Source organism: Synechococcus sp. CBW1004 (assembly GCF_015840715.1).
In the GTDB taxonomy this organism is placed as follows: domain Bacteria; phylum Cyanobacteriota; class Cyanobacteriia; order PCC-6307; family Cyanobiaceae; genus Cyanobium.
In genome coordinates, this window is the sequence record NZ_CP060397.1 from 3,302,743 (window position 1) to 3,316,340 (window position 13,598).

16 protein-coding genes and 1 tRNA gene are annotated in these 13,598 nt (G+C 67.8%); 10 read left to right on the forward strand and 7 right to left on the reverse strand.

What is annotated here, in order from left to right:
• Positions 1 to 164: 164 nt before the first annotated feature.
• Together H8F25_RS15660 and H8F25_RS15665 are read left to right on the forward strand one after the other, a co-directional pair.
• Positions 165 to 761, forward strand: coding sequence for a ComF family protein (locus H8F25_RS15660; protein WP_197211199.1), 597 nt, complete (start codon positions 165 to 167; stop codon positions 759 to 761).
• Between the two features lie 30 nt (positions 762 to 791).
• Positions 792 to 864 (forward strand) — tRNA-Phe (locus tag H8F25_RS15665).
• 77 nt (positions 865 to 941) lie between these two features.
• On the opposite strand, the gene H8F25_RS15670 is transcribed toward H8F25_RS15665, so the two are convergent.
• On the reverse strand, positions 942 to 1,850 hold the full coding sequence (locus tag H8F25_RS15670) for a LysR substrate-binding domain-containing protein (protein ID WP_197211200.1): 909 nt from the start codon (positions 1,848 to 1,850) through the stop codon (positions 942 to 944).
• A gap of 364 nt (positions 1,851 to 2,214) precedes the next feature.
• Between H8F25_RS15670 and H8F25_RS15675 the strand changes: the two genes are divergently transcribed.
• The 4 genes from H8F25_RS15675 (at position 2,215) to H8F25_RS15690 (ending at position 6,863) form a co-directional block, all read left to right on the forward strand.
• Positions 2,215 to 4,542, forward strand: coding sequence for an FdhF/YdeP family oxidoreductase (locus H8F25_RS15675; RefSeq protein WP_197211201.1), 2,328 nt, complete (start codon positions 2,215 to 2,217; stop codon positions 4,540 to 4,542).
• Between the two features lie 84 nt (positions 4,543 to 4,626).
• Positions 4,627 to 5,481: an MOSC domain-containing protein gene (locus H8F25_RS15680; protein WP_197211202.1), complete on the forward strand. Its 855-nt coding sequence runs from the start codon at positions 4,627 to 4,629 to the stop codon at positions 5,479 to 5,481.
• A 35-nt stretch (positions 5,482 to 5,516) separates the two neighbouring features.
• Positions 5,517 to 6,035: an HPP family protein gene (locus H8F25_RS15685; protein WP_197211203.1), complete on the forward strand. Its 519-nt coding sequence runs from the start codon at positions 5,517 to 5,519 to the stop codon at positions 6,033 to 6,035.
• A 60-nt stretch (positions 6,036 to 6,095) separates the two neighbouring features.
• Positions 6,096 to 6,863, forward strand: coding sequence for a sulfite exporter TauE/SafE family protein (locus H8F25_RS15690; RefSeq protein ID WP_231596901.1), 768 nt, complete (start codon positions 6,096 to 6,098; stop codon positions 6,861 to 6,863).
• Positions 6,864 to 6,886: 23 nt separating this feature from the next.
• Here the strand turns inward: H8F25_RS15690 and H8F25_RS15695 are convergent, their stop codons facing one another.
• Complete coding sequence (locus H8F25_RS15695; RefSeq protein ID WP_197211204.1) at positions 6,887 to 7,102, reverse strand: hypothetical protein; 216 nt, start codon at positions 7,100 to 7,102, stop codon at positions 6,887 to 6,889.
• Entirely contained in the window at positions 7,099 to 8,184 is a 1,086-nt protein-coding gene (locus H8F25_RS15700) for a GTP 3',8-cyclase MoaA (protein ID WP_197213985.1), read from the reverse strand. Before H8F25_RS15700 ends, H8F25_RS15695 begins: the two co-directional genes overlap by 4 nt.
• 136 nt (positions 8,185 to 8,320) lie before the next feature.
• Here H8F25_RS15700 and H8F25_RS15705 point away from each other — a divergent pair, with 136 nt between their 5' ends.
• Positions 8,321 to 8,677, forward strand: a complete 357-nt coding sequence (locus tag H8F25_RS15705) for a nucleotidyltransferase domain-containing protein (protein WP_231596902.1) — start codon at positions 8,321 to 8,323, stop codon at positions 8,675 to 8,677.
• Positions 8,664 to 9,071 carry a HEPN domain-containing protein gene (locus H8F25_RS15710; protein ID WP_197211206.1) on the forward strand — a complete coding sequence of 136 codons (408 nt, stop codon included), beginning with the start codon at positions 8,664 to 8,666 and terminating at the stop codon, positions 9,069 to 9,071. Before H8F25_RS15705 ends, H8F25_RS15710 begins: the two co-directional genes overlap by 14 nt.
• A 109-nt stretch (positions 9,072 to 9,180) precedes the next feature.
• On the opposite strand, the gene H8F25_RS15715 is transcribed toward H8F25_RS15710, so the two are convergent.
• Positions 9,181 to 9,948 (reverse strand): molybdenum cofactor guanylyltransferase, encoded by a 768-nt coding sequence (locus H8F25_RS15715; RefSeq protein WP_197211207.1) that lies wholly within the window; start codon positions 9,946 to 9,948, stop codon positions 9,181 to 9,183.
• Entirely contained in the window at positions 9,945 to 10,538 is a 594-nt protein-coding gene (locus tag H8F25_RS15720) for a phosphate-starvation-inducible PsiE family protein (RefSeq protein WP_197211208.1), read from the reverse strand. The genes H8F25_RS15715 and H8F25_RS15720 overlap by 4 nt, the downstream gene beginning before the upstream one ends.
• A 159-nt stretch (positions 10,539 to 10,697) precedes the next feature.
• On the opposite strand from H8F25_RS15720, the gene H8F25_RS15725 reads away from it, so the two are divergent.
• Positions 10,698 to 10,880: a hypothetical protein gene (locus H8F25_RS15725; protein WP_231596903.1), complete on the forward strand. Its 183-nt coding sequence runs from the start codon at positions 10,698 to 10,700 to the stop codon at positions 10,878 to 10,880.
• A gap of 115 nt (positions 10,881 to 10,995) precedes the next feature.
• On the opposite strand, the gene H8F25_RS15730 is transcribed toward H8F25_RS15725, so the two are convergent.
• Together H8F25_RS15730 and H8F25_RS15735 are read right to left on the reverse strand one after the other, a co-directional pair.
• Entirely contained in the window at positions 10,996 to 11,184 is a 189-nt protein-coding gene (locus H8F25_RS15730; protein ID WP_197211210.1) for a hypothetical protein, read from the reverse strand.
• Between the two features lie 129 nt (positions 11,185 to 11,313).
• The gene (locus H8F25_RS15735) at positions 11,314 to 11,718 is read right to left on the reverse strand and encodes a nitrate reductase associated protein (RefSeq protein WP_231596904.1); all 405 of its coding nucleotides are present in this window, start codon (positions 11,716 to 11,718) and stop codon (positions 11,314 to 11,316) included.
• Between the two features lie 293 nt (positions 11,719 to 12,011).
• On the opposite strand from H8F25_RS15735, the gene H8F25_RS15740 reads away from it, so the two are divergent.
• Positions 12,012 to 13,568 (forward strand): NarK family nitrate/nitrite MFS transporter, encoded by a 1,557-nt coding sequence (locus H8F25_RS15740; protein WP_197211212.1) that lies wholly within the window; start codon positions 12,012 to 12,014, stop codon positions 13,566 to 13,568.
• Positions 13,569 to 13,598 lie beyond the last annotated feature (30 nt).

A 13,598-nucleotide genomic window follows, 5' to 3' on the forward strand; every position in this document is an offset into this window, starting at 1 on the left:
GGGCCGCTTCAGCCACTTCAGCTCAAGCGACGGCCGCCACGTCGCGCCGGACAGGGGCGCGATCGGGAGGGCAGCCGTGGTGGCCTCAGCTGGGCTGGCTGCTGGCACGTCCCTGTCCCCTCTGCCGTCGGCTGCCGCCGGCCCTGTCTCCGTGCCGCTCGTCGGTGGATGGCCTCTGCGAGGCCTGCACGACACGGCTGGAGCTGCCCGCAGCGGGGCTGCGCGGCCTGGCGCCCCTGCCCTGGTGGAGCAGCGGTGCCTATGCCGGCGCGCTTCGCCGCACACTCCTCGACCAGAAGTGCCGGCGTGCCGATGCCGCTGTGATCAGAGCCCTGCTGCAGCCCCTGCTGGGCGCCCTGCAGGAACAGCCACTGTCCCGGCACGGCCCGCGGGCTGTTCTGGTGGTGCCCATCCCGGGCTGGAAGCGCCGCTCCAACCCGCTGCCGGGTCTGATCGCTGATCAGCTGGCCCGTGGGCTGGGGCTGCGCCGACGCGATCTGCTGGTGCGCAGGCACCCGGTGCTGGGCCAGCACCGCCTTGGCATTCAGCTGCGCCGGACCAACCAGGAGGGATCTTTCCAGCTGGGGCCCGCGAGCCGAGGCCGTCGCCCGGCGCCGGTGCTGCTCGTCGATGACATCCTCACCACCGGCTCCACCCTCCGGCATGCGGCCCTCTGCCTGGAGCAGGCCGGCTGGCCGGTGCTGGGCGCGGCCTGTCTGGCGCGGACCCCCAGTCGGCGGGACTGGCTGCGGACGCCATGATCTAAGATCTGCAAGTCGCCAAGGCGACGGGCCGGGATAGCTCAGTTGGTAGAGCAGGCGACTGAAAATCGCCGTGTCCCCAGTTCAAATCTGGGTCCTGGCATTTTATAGATAATTAGTTTCAGTCAGGTGTAATCTGGGATTTTTTAATCAATCCCCTTGCCTGGCTATCTTTGTTGTTCATGCCGATGGACTGGTTGCGGTATGTCGCCTGTCGCCCAGCAGTCGCACTGAGGCGATCTCGGCAGTGGCCTCACCAATGTGGGCCAGCAGGCTGTCGATCAGCGCCTGGCTGCGGCGATGCCCGGCGAAATCAGCATGGATCACCAGCACATCCCCGAAGTGAACGGGGATCTCCAGCGGCAGGGATCGATACTCCGGACCGTACAGCGGCAGGGTCAGGGCGGAGGCGATGCCCAGGCAGAGCTCCGCGAACGAGAGTTCCGTGTTCGCCGGCCCTGCGCTGTCCTGGGGCGGCATTCCGTCGGCGGGAGTCCCCAGTCCGAGCTCCCTGAGCCGGGCCTCGAACACAGGGAAGGCTCCCTGTGGCAGGGGCAGCAGCGGATAGGCGGCCACATCCGCCAGGGTCAGTGGTGACTGCTGCCGCAGCAGGGGGTGGTCATGGCGGGCGGCCAGGAGCATCGCCATCTCGAACAGTGGCACACAGATCAGATCGGGATCATCGGGAAGATCGGGTGCCCCACACAGCCAGGCATCGATGATGCGGTTCCGGAGGAGATCAACAGGTCGCTGATATTCCAGATAATTGAGATTGCCTTTCCTCCAGTCGGCCGGTTGCCATGTCGCATAGAGATCGCGCATCCAGTGCTGCGTCTCGAACCGCAGTGGCAGATTCATCTCCCAGCGGTAGAGCTGATGCAGCCTGCGTTCGGCGGCGAGCAATTCGACGTCACCATTCACCACCCATTCCGCCGATTGGCGCCTCAGCTTCACAGCGAAGACGTGCTCGCACTTGCTGGCATGGCGGCTGATCGTGGACTGGTTGCAGCCCAGGGCCTCGGCCGCCCTTGCTCCGGTTCTCAGCCAGATCAGGTGATCAAGGGCATCCAGGCACTCCAGTGTGACCACCAGGTAAGGCTGAAATGATCAGGCGAAGTATCGCCCCGTACCCCGGCAGACATCAGCCGTGGGCCCCTGAACATGAAGATCTGCATCTCATTATTCAGTTTCCGCATCAAGCACTCCTCTGGTTGGTGGCTGAGCGTGTCGCTCATGCGGCGTTGCTGTCAGCGCTGAGCGCCAGGGAGTCCCCGCAACCTGGCCTGGTCTGGTTGCGGGGAGCGCGGGCTGGGCGAGGCTCGGGGCTTCTCTATGGGGACCGCCCCAGCCCTCCGATCAAGGGGGCTCCGGCAGCGCGTTCCTGGCAACGCTGCGACAGCCGACGCCTCGGAGTCGTCCATAGGGTGTGAGGCGATCCGCGCCGGTCGACGCCATGACAGCTCCTGCCGATGGTGCCGGGCCGTCGAGCCCCGATGCCGTGTCGGGGGATCGGCCCGCAGCTCCCGCGTCCGCGCCCCATGCGCCGGGCCCTGCGCCGTCCCCTGAGGATCTGAGTTCCGGCGGCGGCTGGCCAGTGATCGACGGCTGGGCTCGCGCCACCCTCTCGCCCACCGGGCCGAAGCTCTGGCAGACGCTCACCCATCAGAGCGCCTGCCTCTCCTGCGCCTGGGGTACCGGCGGGCAGAACGGCGGCTTCCGCGATGAGCTGGGTGAGCCGCTGCAGCGCTGCCTCAAGAGCGTCGAGGCGATCCAGGCCGAGCTGATGGCCCCGGTGCCTGCGGAGGTGTTCGCCGGCCGCACGCTCCCCGAGCTGCAGCGGCTCGATTCCTACGGCTGCGACCGGCTGGGTCGGCTGGACCGGCCCCTGATCCTGCGCCAGGGCTCCCGCCACTACGAACCGATCGGCTGGGAGGAGGTGCACGCCCTGGTGGCCGAGGCCTTCCGGACGCCGCCGCCGGAACGCGTCGCCTCCTACAGCTCCGGCCGCTCCTCCAACGAGGCGGCCTTCCTGCTGCAGCTGCTGCTGCGCGCCCTCGGCTCCAACAATCTGGCCGACTGTTCCGATCTCTGCCACGCCCCCTCCACCATCGGTCTCAGCCGGGTGTTCGGCAGCGGCACCTCGATGGTCAATCTCGAGGGCCTGCAGCAGGCCGATTGCGTCGTGCTGGTGGGCTCCAATGCCCCCGCCAATCACCCGCGGCTGATGAACGAGCTGATCCGCCTGCGCGAGCGCGGCGGCACGGTGATCGTGATCAACCCGGTGCTGGAAGGCGGCCTGCTGAAATTCGGCTCGCCCGCCTTCCCGATCCGCTCGCTGCTGCGCGGCAGCGAGATCGCCTCGCTGTTCCTGCAGCCCGTCCCCGGTTCCGACACGGCCGTGTTTCTCGGCATCCAGAAGGCGCTGCTGGAGAGCGGGGCCATCGCCTGGGACTTCGTGAAGGCCCACAGCGATGGCTGGCAGCCCCTGATCGACCAGATCACGGCCACCGACTGGGAGGCGATCAGCGGCTGCTGCGGCCTCAGCCGCGAGGAACTGGAGCTGGTCGCATCCCGCATCGCCGCCAGCCGGGCCGTGGTGTTCGCCTGGGCGATGGGCATCACCCACCACGCCAACGGCACCGACAACGTCCAGGCGATCGCCAACACCGCCGTGCTCAGCGGCAACGTCGGCCGTCCTGGGGCGGGCACGATGCCGATCCGGGGCCACTCCAACGTGCAGGGCTTCGGGTCGATGGGGGTGACCGTGCGCCTTCGCAAACCGATGCAGCAGGCGCTCGAGGCGTTGCTGGGCCGGCCCCTCAGCCGCGTGCCGGGCTACGACACCCGCTCGCTGATCGAGGCCGCCGAGCGGGGGGAGGTGGATTCGTTGCTGTGCCTGGGCGGCAACCTGTTCGGCGCCAACCCCGACAGCGCCCAGGCCCGCCGCGCCCTGGGGCGGATCGACACGGTCATCCATCTGGCGACCAAGCCGAACACGGGGCATTTCCATGGCCTCGGGGCGCGTCAGACGCTGCTGCTGCCGGTGCTCAACCGCTTCGAGACGCCGCACCGCACCACGGTGGAATCGGGAAACAACTGGGTGCGGCTCAACGAACCGGGTCGCAGCCATCTGCGCAGCGGCCTGTTGATCAGCGAGGTGGCCTTTCTCTCGCGCCTGGCCAGGGATCTGCATGGCACCGACCCGATCGACTGGGGTCGCCTGAGCGACCCGGTCTACGTGCGCGAACTGATCGCGCGCACCGTGCCCGGTTATGAGGCTATCGTCGACATCGATACCAGCCGTCGTGAATTCGAGGTGGCCGGGCGCGTGTTCCATCAGCCGTCCTTCCCCACGCCAAGCGGCCGTGCTCAGCTGGCGGTCACACCCCTGCCGCAGCTCGCGCTTCCTGACGCCGATGCCTTCGGCGGCCTGGCCGCCGGTGAGAAGGGGGTGGTGCTGAGCCTGATCACCGCCCGCAGCTACGGCCAGCACAACACCGTCGTCTACAAGAAAGGTGACGCCTATCGCGGCATGCCGCACCGCCAGACGATCCTGATGAACCCACAGGATCTGGCGGCCAGCGGTCTGCGGGCCCATCAGCGCGTCACGGTGCAGGGAGAGGCCGGCCTCCTCGAGCACATTGAGATCATTCCCGGTTCGGTGCGATCCGGCGCGGCGCTGATGTTCTATCCCGAGGCCAACGTGCTGATGCGGGCCGAGACGGATCCAGGCAGCGGCACGCCGGCCTTCAAGCGGGTGTCGGTGCTGGTGCGGGGCTGACCCCCGATCCGTAGCGATCGCCACCCTGGCGGGTCAGGGCCCCTCCGACAGTGAGGGGCAACCGGCGAGGCGTGGGGAAAGGAGATGGGGATGGAACTGGTGGGCCACATCGGTGCGCTGTGGCGCTATCCGGTCAAATCGATGCTGGGCGAACGGCTGGAGCGCCTGGAGGTCGATTCCCGCGGCGTGCTCGGGGACCGGGGCTACGCCCTCTGGGATCCCGAGGCAGGACGGGTGGCCAGTGCCAAGAACCCGCGCCGCTGGGCGGACCTGCTCGCCTACAGCGCCCGCTACCTGGAGGAGCCCCGCTCGGGTGAAGCACTGCCGGCGGTGGAGGTGGCAGGGCCCCTGGCGGGCCCGGAGACCCCGCCGCTGAGCCTGCGCAGCGACGATCCCGAGCTGGTGGAGCGGCTGAGCCAGCGACTGGGGCGTCGCGTCCGCCTGCTGGATCAGCCGCCGGTGGGGGCGAGCCTGGACCAGTACTGGCCGCAGGTGGAGGGGCGTGCCTTCCAGAATGTGACCAACGAACTGGTGCTGCCGGAGGGCACGTTCTTCGACGCCTGCCCGATCCATGCGATCACCACCGCCACGCTGGCGACCCTGCGCCGCCTCGAACCCGCGCTCGATTTCGCCGTGGAACGCTTTCGCCCCAAACTGCTGATCGAACCGACGCCCGGTCTCGAGGGCTTCGTGGAGGAGCGATGGGAGGCCGGCACCCTGGCCATCGGCGACCGGCTGATCCTGCGTGTCGATGGCGGTTGCCCCCGCTGCGTCATCACCACCCTCCCCCAGGGAACGTTGCCGGAGGAGATGGAGATCCTCCGCGCCACCGCCCGCCACAACCGGGTCACCGCCGGCATCCGCCTCAGTGTCGAGCAGCCCGGAACGCTGACGGTCGGAGATGCGGTGCGCTGGACGCCCGCCGAGACCCTGGCCTGAAGCCGGTGCTGGTCTTCAGGGAGCCGAGGAGTGCGATGGTGCGGCGCTGGCTGCAGGAGCAACGCCGGCTCGGACGGGCCTACCAGCCCCGTTTCCAGCGACGCCACCTGTCCGTCACCTGGCTGGGTGCCCTGCTGTCCCTCGCCCTGCTGGGACTGCTCAGCACCTGGAGCGGCATGGCTCTGCTGACGGCGCCGCTGGGGGCCTCCTCGGTGCTGCTCTTCGGATACCCCGCCAGTCCCCTGGCCCAGCCCCGCAACCTCGTGCTCGGCAATCTGGTGGGCGGCCTGGTGAGTGTGCTGGCGGTGGCCTGGCTCGGGCGCGGCCCGCTGGTGATCGCCCTGGCGGTGGCGTTGACGATCCTGCTGGGTCAGCAGCTGCGCTGCCTGCATCCCCCCGCCGGCGGTCTGGCCTTTCTGGGGGTGGCGCTGGGAGCCAGGCCCTCCTTTCTGCTCACGCCGGTGCTGAACGGCTCGCTGTTGCTGGTACTGCTGGCGGCAGGCTTCAGCCGCTGGGTGAAGGGCGCCCAGCCCTATCCCGTGCACTGGTTGTGAAGGGATGGTGGTGAGGCAGGCCCAGCCCGATCCGAGGCCGCTCTGATCCCACCACCGCTGTTGCCGCTGCCCCTGTTGCCGCTGACCCTGTCGCCCTGGCTGCTGCCGCCGCTGGCGCTGGTGGCCTTTCTGTATGCCACGGTCGGCCATGCCGGCGCCTCCGGTTACATCGCCGTGCTGGCCCTCGCCGGCCTGCCCGCAGCCCTGATCAAGCCGCTGGCGCTCCTTCTCAACCTGGTGGTGGCAGCCCAGGGCAGCTGGCAGTTCTGGCGCGCAGGCCATCTGCGCGGGTCGCTGCTCTGGCCGCTGCTGGCCAGCGGCATGCCGGCGGCCTTCCTGGGTGGCTGGCTGGATCTGCCGACGGAGTGGTTCCAGCGGCTGGTGGCGCTGGTGCTGCTGGCTTCAGCCCTGCGCTTCCTGCGCCAACCTCGCGACCCCGAGCGGTTGCACACCCCGCCCCTGCCCCTGCTGCTGCTCAGCGGTGCGGGGCTGGGCCTGTTGGCCGGTCTCACCGGAACCGGGGGCGGCGTGTTCCTCACCCCCCTGCTGCTGCTGGCCGCCTGGGCCACCACCCGCCAGGCGGCGGCCGTGTCGTCGCTGTTCATCCTGGTCAATTCCTTCAGTGGTCTGATGGGCCTGCTGCTGGCCCGTCAGGGCATCGGGCTGGCGCCGGCACCCCAGCTGGGCTGGCTCCTGCTGACGGTGCTGCTCGCCGGCGGGCTGGGTTCGCGCCTGGGCAGCCGCCACTGGCCGGTGAGCTGGATCCGGCGCGTTCTGGCGCTGGTGCTGCTGCTGGCGGCCTGGAAACTGCTTGGGTTCGCCGGCTGAACAGGCTGGCGCGGGCCTTGGGTTCAGGTCCGCCCGTCGAGCACGAAGCGGTGGCACACCTGCAGCGCCAGCTCTCCGGGGCCAGGCGTCATCGGTTCGACTTCCCGGTGCTGCAGGGGCCCTCCCGGGCCGCCGGCCTGCCAGACGCACGGGATGGGAGGGAAGCGACGCGGATGGGCGCGGTTGTAGTCCACCGGAGGCCGGGAACCACTGACAGGGATGGGCGCTGCGGCGGTCATCCGCCCAGGTAGGCCATCTCGGCATGGCGGGGCGCTTCGGCGGAGGCCGGCCCGTTGGCCGGCGGCCCCGCCGTGTTCCAGACCTCCAGACGCTCCTCGCTCCAGCGGTCGCTCCGCTGCCTCCACAGCCCGGCGAGGGCCTCGCGCAGGTCCGCCTGCCCTGCCTCCGGCGTCAGCCAGGGCCGCAGGTCGAGGCCACTGCCGGGGGCGGCGAAGAGGCAGGTGTAGGCCAGGCCGTCGGCGGTGACCCGCAGCCGGTTGCAGTCACCGCAAAAGGGGGCCGTGATCGAGGCCACCACCGCCAGCGTGCCGCCACTGTCCGCCGTGTCCCGATCGCAGTAGCGCCAGCGCCGCGCCGTGCTGCCGGCGCCGCGGCCCAGGGGCAGCAGCGGCCAGCGTTCAGCGATCACGGCCACCATCTCGGCGGCACTCACCACCACTTCGGGCGTCCAACCGTTGCGGTTGCCCACATCCATGAACTCGATCAGGCGCAGCTCGATGCCCCGCTGGCGTGCCAGGTCCGCCAGGGGCAGGAGCTGATCCTCGTTGCGGCCCCGTTGGATCACGGCGTTGAGTTTGAGCTCCCCCCGCTCCGGTGCGAAGCCGGCGGCCCGGGCGTGCTCGATCGCCGCCAGCACCTTCGCCAGCAGCGCCTCGCCGGCAGGTTCGCCGCCGCTCAGACCCGCCATCGCCGCCACCGCTTCGCCCGAAGCACCATCGAGGCTGAGGGTGATCCGGTCGAGGCCGGCCTGGCGCAACGTCCGCGCCCGCTCGCCGCTGAGCAGGGCGCCATTGCTGGTGAGCGCGATCTCGCGCAGGCCTTGCCGCCGCAGCGGTTGGACCGCCGCCACCAGGTCCTCGAGGCCGGAGTGCAGCAGCGGTTCGCCGCCGGTGAGCCGCAGGCTGGTGACCCCCAGGGCCACCGCCGCTTCGATCACGGCCAGCCGTTGGGGCAGGGTCAGCAGCCCAGGCGGTTCCACCCCATCGGGCAGGCAGTAGGGGCAGGCCAGGTTGCAGCGGGCCGTCAGCGACAGGCGCAGCACCCCCATGGGGCGATCGAGCTGGTCGTTGACGCTGGCCATCGCCGCCACGCTATGGCTGCCGGCCTGGAGTTGGCGGTAGCGTTTTGCCATGGATGCCGCCGCCGCTCCACCTTCCACGCCACTTTCCACGCAACCGTTCACACCGCCGGCCATTCCCTGGCGAGAGCCCCGGGAGTTGGAGGCCTCGCCTGATCTGGGTCCGGGTCTGGATCCAGGCCTGTGTGGCGAAGCGTTGGCGCGGTTGTGCGACGAGCCCGATGTGCAGGCGGTGATCGCCTTTGGCTCGCGGGCTCGGGGGCAGGCGCGGGACGATTCGGATCTGGATCTGGCGGTGATCGTGCGCCAGTCCCAGCTCACTCCCGCGGAAAAGATGGCGTGCTGGCAGCGCTTCCATGGGGCACTGGGCCGGCTTGGCGTCGGTGTCGACCTGGTGGTGGCGGGCGCCGCGGATGCCGAGTGGCTGAGCGGCTCGCGCTGGCATGTGTTCGGCGATGTGGCGCGTGAGGGGCGGGTGCTCTATGTCTCCGGCTGAAGACGCGCTGCTGCTGCTGGCGATCGTGCGCCGCCATCTGCGGAGCCTGCGGCTGACCCTGGATGGCGCCTATCCGGAGGAGGACTGGGGCTTCACCGCCCAGCAGGCAGCCGAGAAGCTGATGAAGGCCTGGATTGTGCTTGCCGACCGGCGGCCCCCCCGGCTCCATCGGCTCGAAGACCTGGCGGCGCTGGCGGATCAGCCCCTGCTGCCCCAGCTGGCTGAGCTGCAGGTGTTTGCCGTGGAGGCCCGCTACGAGCAGGGGCCGTTCCCGCTGCCGGCGCCGCGCGAGGAGCTGCTGGCGTTGCTGGAGGCGGAGCTGGGCCGCTGTGAGCGCAGGGCGGAGGAGCTGGGCGGATCGCCAGGGGATCGGTCCGGGGGCTCGGCCGGCTGACCGCTTCGGGCAGCGTCCCGGTCGGAGGTTCAGCTTCCTCCTGGCTGCCGGCCGGCCGCCCGATCCCATCGAGGAGCGTTCCCTCTGGAGCGTTCAGGTTCAGGCCGGGTCATGTCGAGGGTTCACGTTCCGTGCGACTGACGGCGCCGGGTGCGGCTGCATCCTGCGGATGGTTCACGTTGCGAAGGGCCTTTGGATCGAGCCGCACGGTCTTGATCGCCTGGGTGGCCAGCCAGCCCTGCAGCCGCCGTTCGCCCCGTTGCACAGCCGCTGTCAGTTCGGAACGCAGCGGTTCCAGGCTCGGATAGACCCCCAGCAGGGGCTGCAGGCGCTTGCCGTCGTGGGCCAGGTGGATCCTGCCGCCGGGGCTCTCTGCGGTTGCCGTCAGCAGGTCCTGCAGGACCGCGAGGCTGAGATCGGGCATGTCCACGGGGCAGAGCAGCAGGCGTTCGCCGTCATACCGCTGCATCAGGCGCTGCAGCGCCAGCAGGGGGCCCTCCCAGGGCGGCGGTTCCTCCAGAGGTGTGATCGCAGCGGTCCTGGCTGGCGCGACGACGTCTCCCTGGCGCGTCGCTGCCGTGGCAGGGTCCGCCGGCGTCTCGGAGTTGCCTGGCGCATCCCAGCTCAGGGCATGGGCGATCCTCAGATGCTGCTCATGGCGGCTGAACAGCGTCACCGGGATCTGCAGGGCCAGCAGCAGCCGCAGGGTGCGCTCCAGCCAGGTGCCGCCTTCGGGGTGGAGCAGCAGTGCCTTGTCGCGGCCCATGCGCCGGCTGACGCCGCCGCTGAGCAGGCAGGCGCGCAGCGGCGGAGAGTCTTCCAGGAGCGGGGCCGATGCTGCGCCAGCCCTGGGTATGGGCAGGCCCGTCGGGCTCATTCGCCCTCGTGGTGCAGTCGCATCCGCGCCGAGACCCGCGCTTCGGGATCGACGCCGGCGAAGGTGGGCGGCAGCCAGACACGCACCACCATCAGCAGGGCGGCGGTGGCCAGGAACAGGCAGACCGCCAGCATCTGCTGCCACTCCGTCTCGAGCACACCGTTGACAATCACTTCGCGCAGCACCGACACGATCGCGATCTCGACCGACACACCGATCGACACCCGCTGTTCCTGCAGATAGATGATCAGCAGGCGGAACAGCTCCACCAGGATCAGGATGAAGAGAATATCGGCGGTGATGGCGTGAAACTGCGGCTTGCTGAGCAGGGAGGCGAAGATGCCCTTCAGTTGCAGTGCCATCACGCAGAAGAGTCCCAGGCACAGCGAGACAGCGATCAGATCCTGCACCGCTTCGAGAGCCTGAACGATCTGCGGCCGGCGGAACTGCTGGTGCCACGGCACGCGCGAGAAGGGAGGCGGCGCCGCGGTCGGATCAGGCTGGACGGCCTCTCCGGGCGGAGCGGCGCGTCCCGGTTGGAGAAGGGAGGCCTCGGCACGTTCATCGGTTGTCAGAGGTGAGATCGTCATCAGCTCGGCTCGGTTGGCCCGCAAAATTACGGGGCCTCTGCTTATGGGTCAATGCTTGATTGATTGGCTTGGCTGATAGGTCTGATGGGTCCAGCCGCTCGCCTCGGGGCAGCGCCCGGCTGCCGCCACAGCCGTGGCAGTGATGGTTCCCCTGCTGTGATGTCGCTCTCCCGGCCGCTGATCGGCATGGCCCTGCAGTGCGCCGTCGGCTACCTGGTGCCCGAGCGAGAGGGTCTTGATCGCGCTGTCATCACCACCCACGCCACTGGGTTGATGGATCTTGAGGTGCCCTGGCCAGCCTGGACGCCACAGGTTCGATGGGAGAAGGCCTGTAACGGGTAGAGGCCCAGCGGGGGCTGGGATCGCAGGCCGTCGTGGGCTAGGTGGATCCGGTCCGTCTCCGCCCGTCTCGTGCAGTGTGGAGGGTCTCGAGACCCTGCCCCGGAATGTCGACGGGTCAGTGCTGCACGGATTGGTCGGTATGGCCCGGCAATCGCCGGTGAGGCGTCAGCAGCGGCCCTTCCCAGGGAGCCTTATCGGCAATGGCGCAGATCACCGCCGGGTTCGGCAGCATCTCGGCACACTCCAGGTGGTGCTGGTAGCGGCTCAGCAAGGTCAGGTTGATCCGCCGCCACAGCTTCGCCACCAGCTGAGTGTGCACTCCAGCCAGGTGCCGCCCTCGGCGAGGGTGAGCAGGGCCTTGTTGCTCCCGTCCTCCGTCTCCCGCTGCCGCAGAGCATGCAGCAGTGCAGGAGCTCCCTCAGCGGCGCATCGCTCAAGCTTCCTGCTCCAGCAGGCCGAACTCGGCCAGAGCCCGCGGCAGATTGCGGTGTTCGTGGCCGGGATGGCTGAGCTTCACCAGCGCGAAGCGCTGCAGCTCGTTGAGCCCAGCCCAGCCGTCCGTCCGCAGGGGGAGGCCCAGCTGGGCGCAGGAGGCGGCCAGCAATTCCGGCACACGCTCCCTCTGCTGCCAGGGTTCCGCTGAGGGGCGCGGCAGTTCCCGGGCCCGGCCCGGCCCCAGAGTTTCCGTTCGGGCGAGCAGGTGCCGGTGAAGCGCTTCGATCGCCGCGGCATCGTCGGGCCAGGTCAGCAGCTGGGACCGTTCGGCGGGGCTCAGCTCACTCCAGTGCTGCAGCTTGAGCTTCACGCCGGCAAGATCGAGCTTGCGCCGGACCGCCATCGGAATGCAGCGCAGTTCGGCCGTGAAGTCGGCCTCAAAGCCGAAGCAGGTGCTGGCGTGAGAGGGGCTCAGGGCTATGAACCTGTGACGAGATGATCCCAGTGTGGTCGGATGGCGGCTCATGCGTCCGATGGGTCGTGGTGCCAGGTTCACCTTCCGTAGCAATAGCCACAATGGTCTCGCAGGGCAGGGTGGTGTAATCAACAGACGGTTTGCATATGCGCCGTCACAGCCATCGCCCGGTCGCGTTCGTTTTGAGGGCCAGGGACCTTACCCTCAATCGCGCATTTTTTATGTTAAGCGATCTTTGGTCGCTCCAGGGTAGATATCGAACACTTCATCTCACCTGGTTCGCCTTTTTTCTGACATTTGTTGTCTGGTTCAATCTTGCTCCCCTGGCAACCACGATCAAGGCCGATTTTGGTCTGTCTGTGCCGCAGATCCGTACCCTGGCAATCTGCAACGTTGCCCTCACCGTGCCGGCCCGCATCCTGATCGGGATGCTCCTCGATAAGTTTGGACCGCGCATCACTTATTCCACATTGCTGGTCTTTGCCGCGATTCCTTGTCTGATGTTTTCTGCCGCTCAGGACTTCAGCCAACTGGTCGTAGCCCGTCTACTTCTCTCCATCGTGGGCGCCGGCTTTGTGATTGGTATCCGGATGGTGGCGGAATGGTTCCCCCCTAAGGAAATCGGCCTGGCTGAAGGCGTCTATGGAGGTTGGGGAAACTTCGGATCCGCTTTCTCTGCTCTGACCATGGTGATTGTGGCTGGGTGGCTTTCGTTTTCCGGAGGCTTTGAGCTGCCCACTGGCGAAATTCTTAACTGGCGCGGCGCCATTGCGCTTACCGGTGTCATCTCAGCCGTCTACGGTTTCATCTACTATGCCAATATAACCGATACTCCCCCCGGTAAAGCTTACCAGAAGCCGGCCAAGTCTGCTGGTCTTGAGGTCACTTCTCTGAGGGATTTCTGGGGTCTTCTCGGGATGAATGTGCCGTTTGCTGTCATTCTTGCAGTGTTGGTGTGGCGATTGCAGAAGGTGAAATTCCTCGATGCGACTGGCTACACGATCGGCATGGTCTTGGTGCTCATCTGGTTTGCTTTCCAGACCTGGGGTATTGTCCGCACCAACCGCGACCTCATCCTCGGCAACAAGACCTACTCCAAAGAGGATCGCTACGAGTTCAAGCAGGTAGCCATTCTTGAGCTCACCTATATTGTGAACTTTGGTTCCGAGCTTGCGGTGGTTTCGATGTTGCCCGCCTTCTTCGAGAGCACCTTCGACTTGCCCAAGGCCACGGCTGGAATCCTGGCCTCCTGCTATGCCTTCGTGAATCTCGTGGCGCGCCCAGGTGGAGGCCTGATCTCCGACCGCATGGGCAGCCGCAAGAACACGATGGGTTTCCTCACCGTTGGTCTCGGATTCGGTTATCTGGTCATGAGCATGATCAAGCCTGGCGCCTTCACTGGTACAGCTGGCATCGCCATCGCAGTTCTGCTCACCATGGCCTGCTCCTTCTTTGTGCAGGCGGGTGAGGGCGCCACCTTCGCGATGGTCCCCCTGGTGAAGAAGAGAGTCACCGGTCAGATCGCCGGCATGGTAGGTGCTTACGGCAATGTCGGAGCTGTGGCCTATCTCACCATCTTCAGCCTGCTTCCCGTCTGGATGGGTGGCGATTCAGCCGAGCCCAGCGCCGAGATCGTGGCCGCCTCCAACAGCGCTTTCTTCCAGATCCTTGGCATCGCTGGCCTGGTGGTGGGTCTTCTCTGCTACTTCTTCCTCAGGGAACCCAAGGGATCCTTCGCTGATGAACATGCCGACGAAGTGTCTCTGGCTCGGGTGTGATCTCAGCTGCGGTGCGTGTAATTAGTCGCG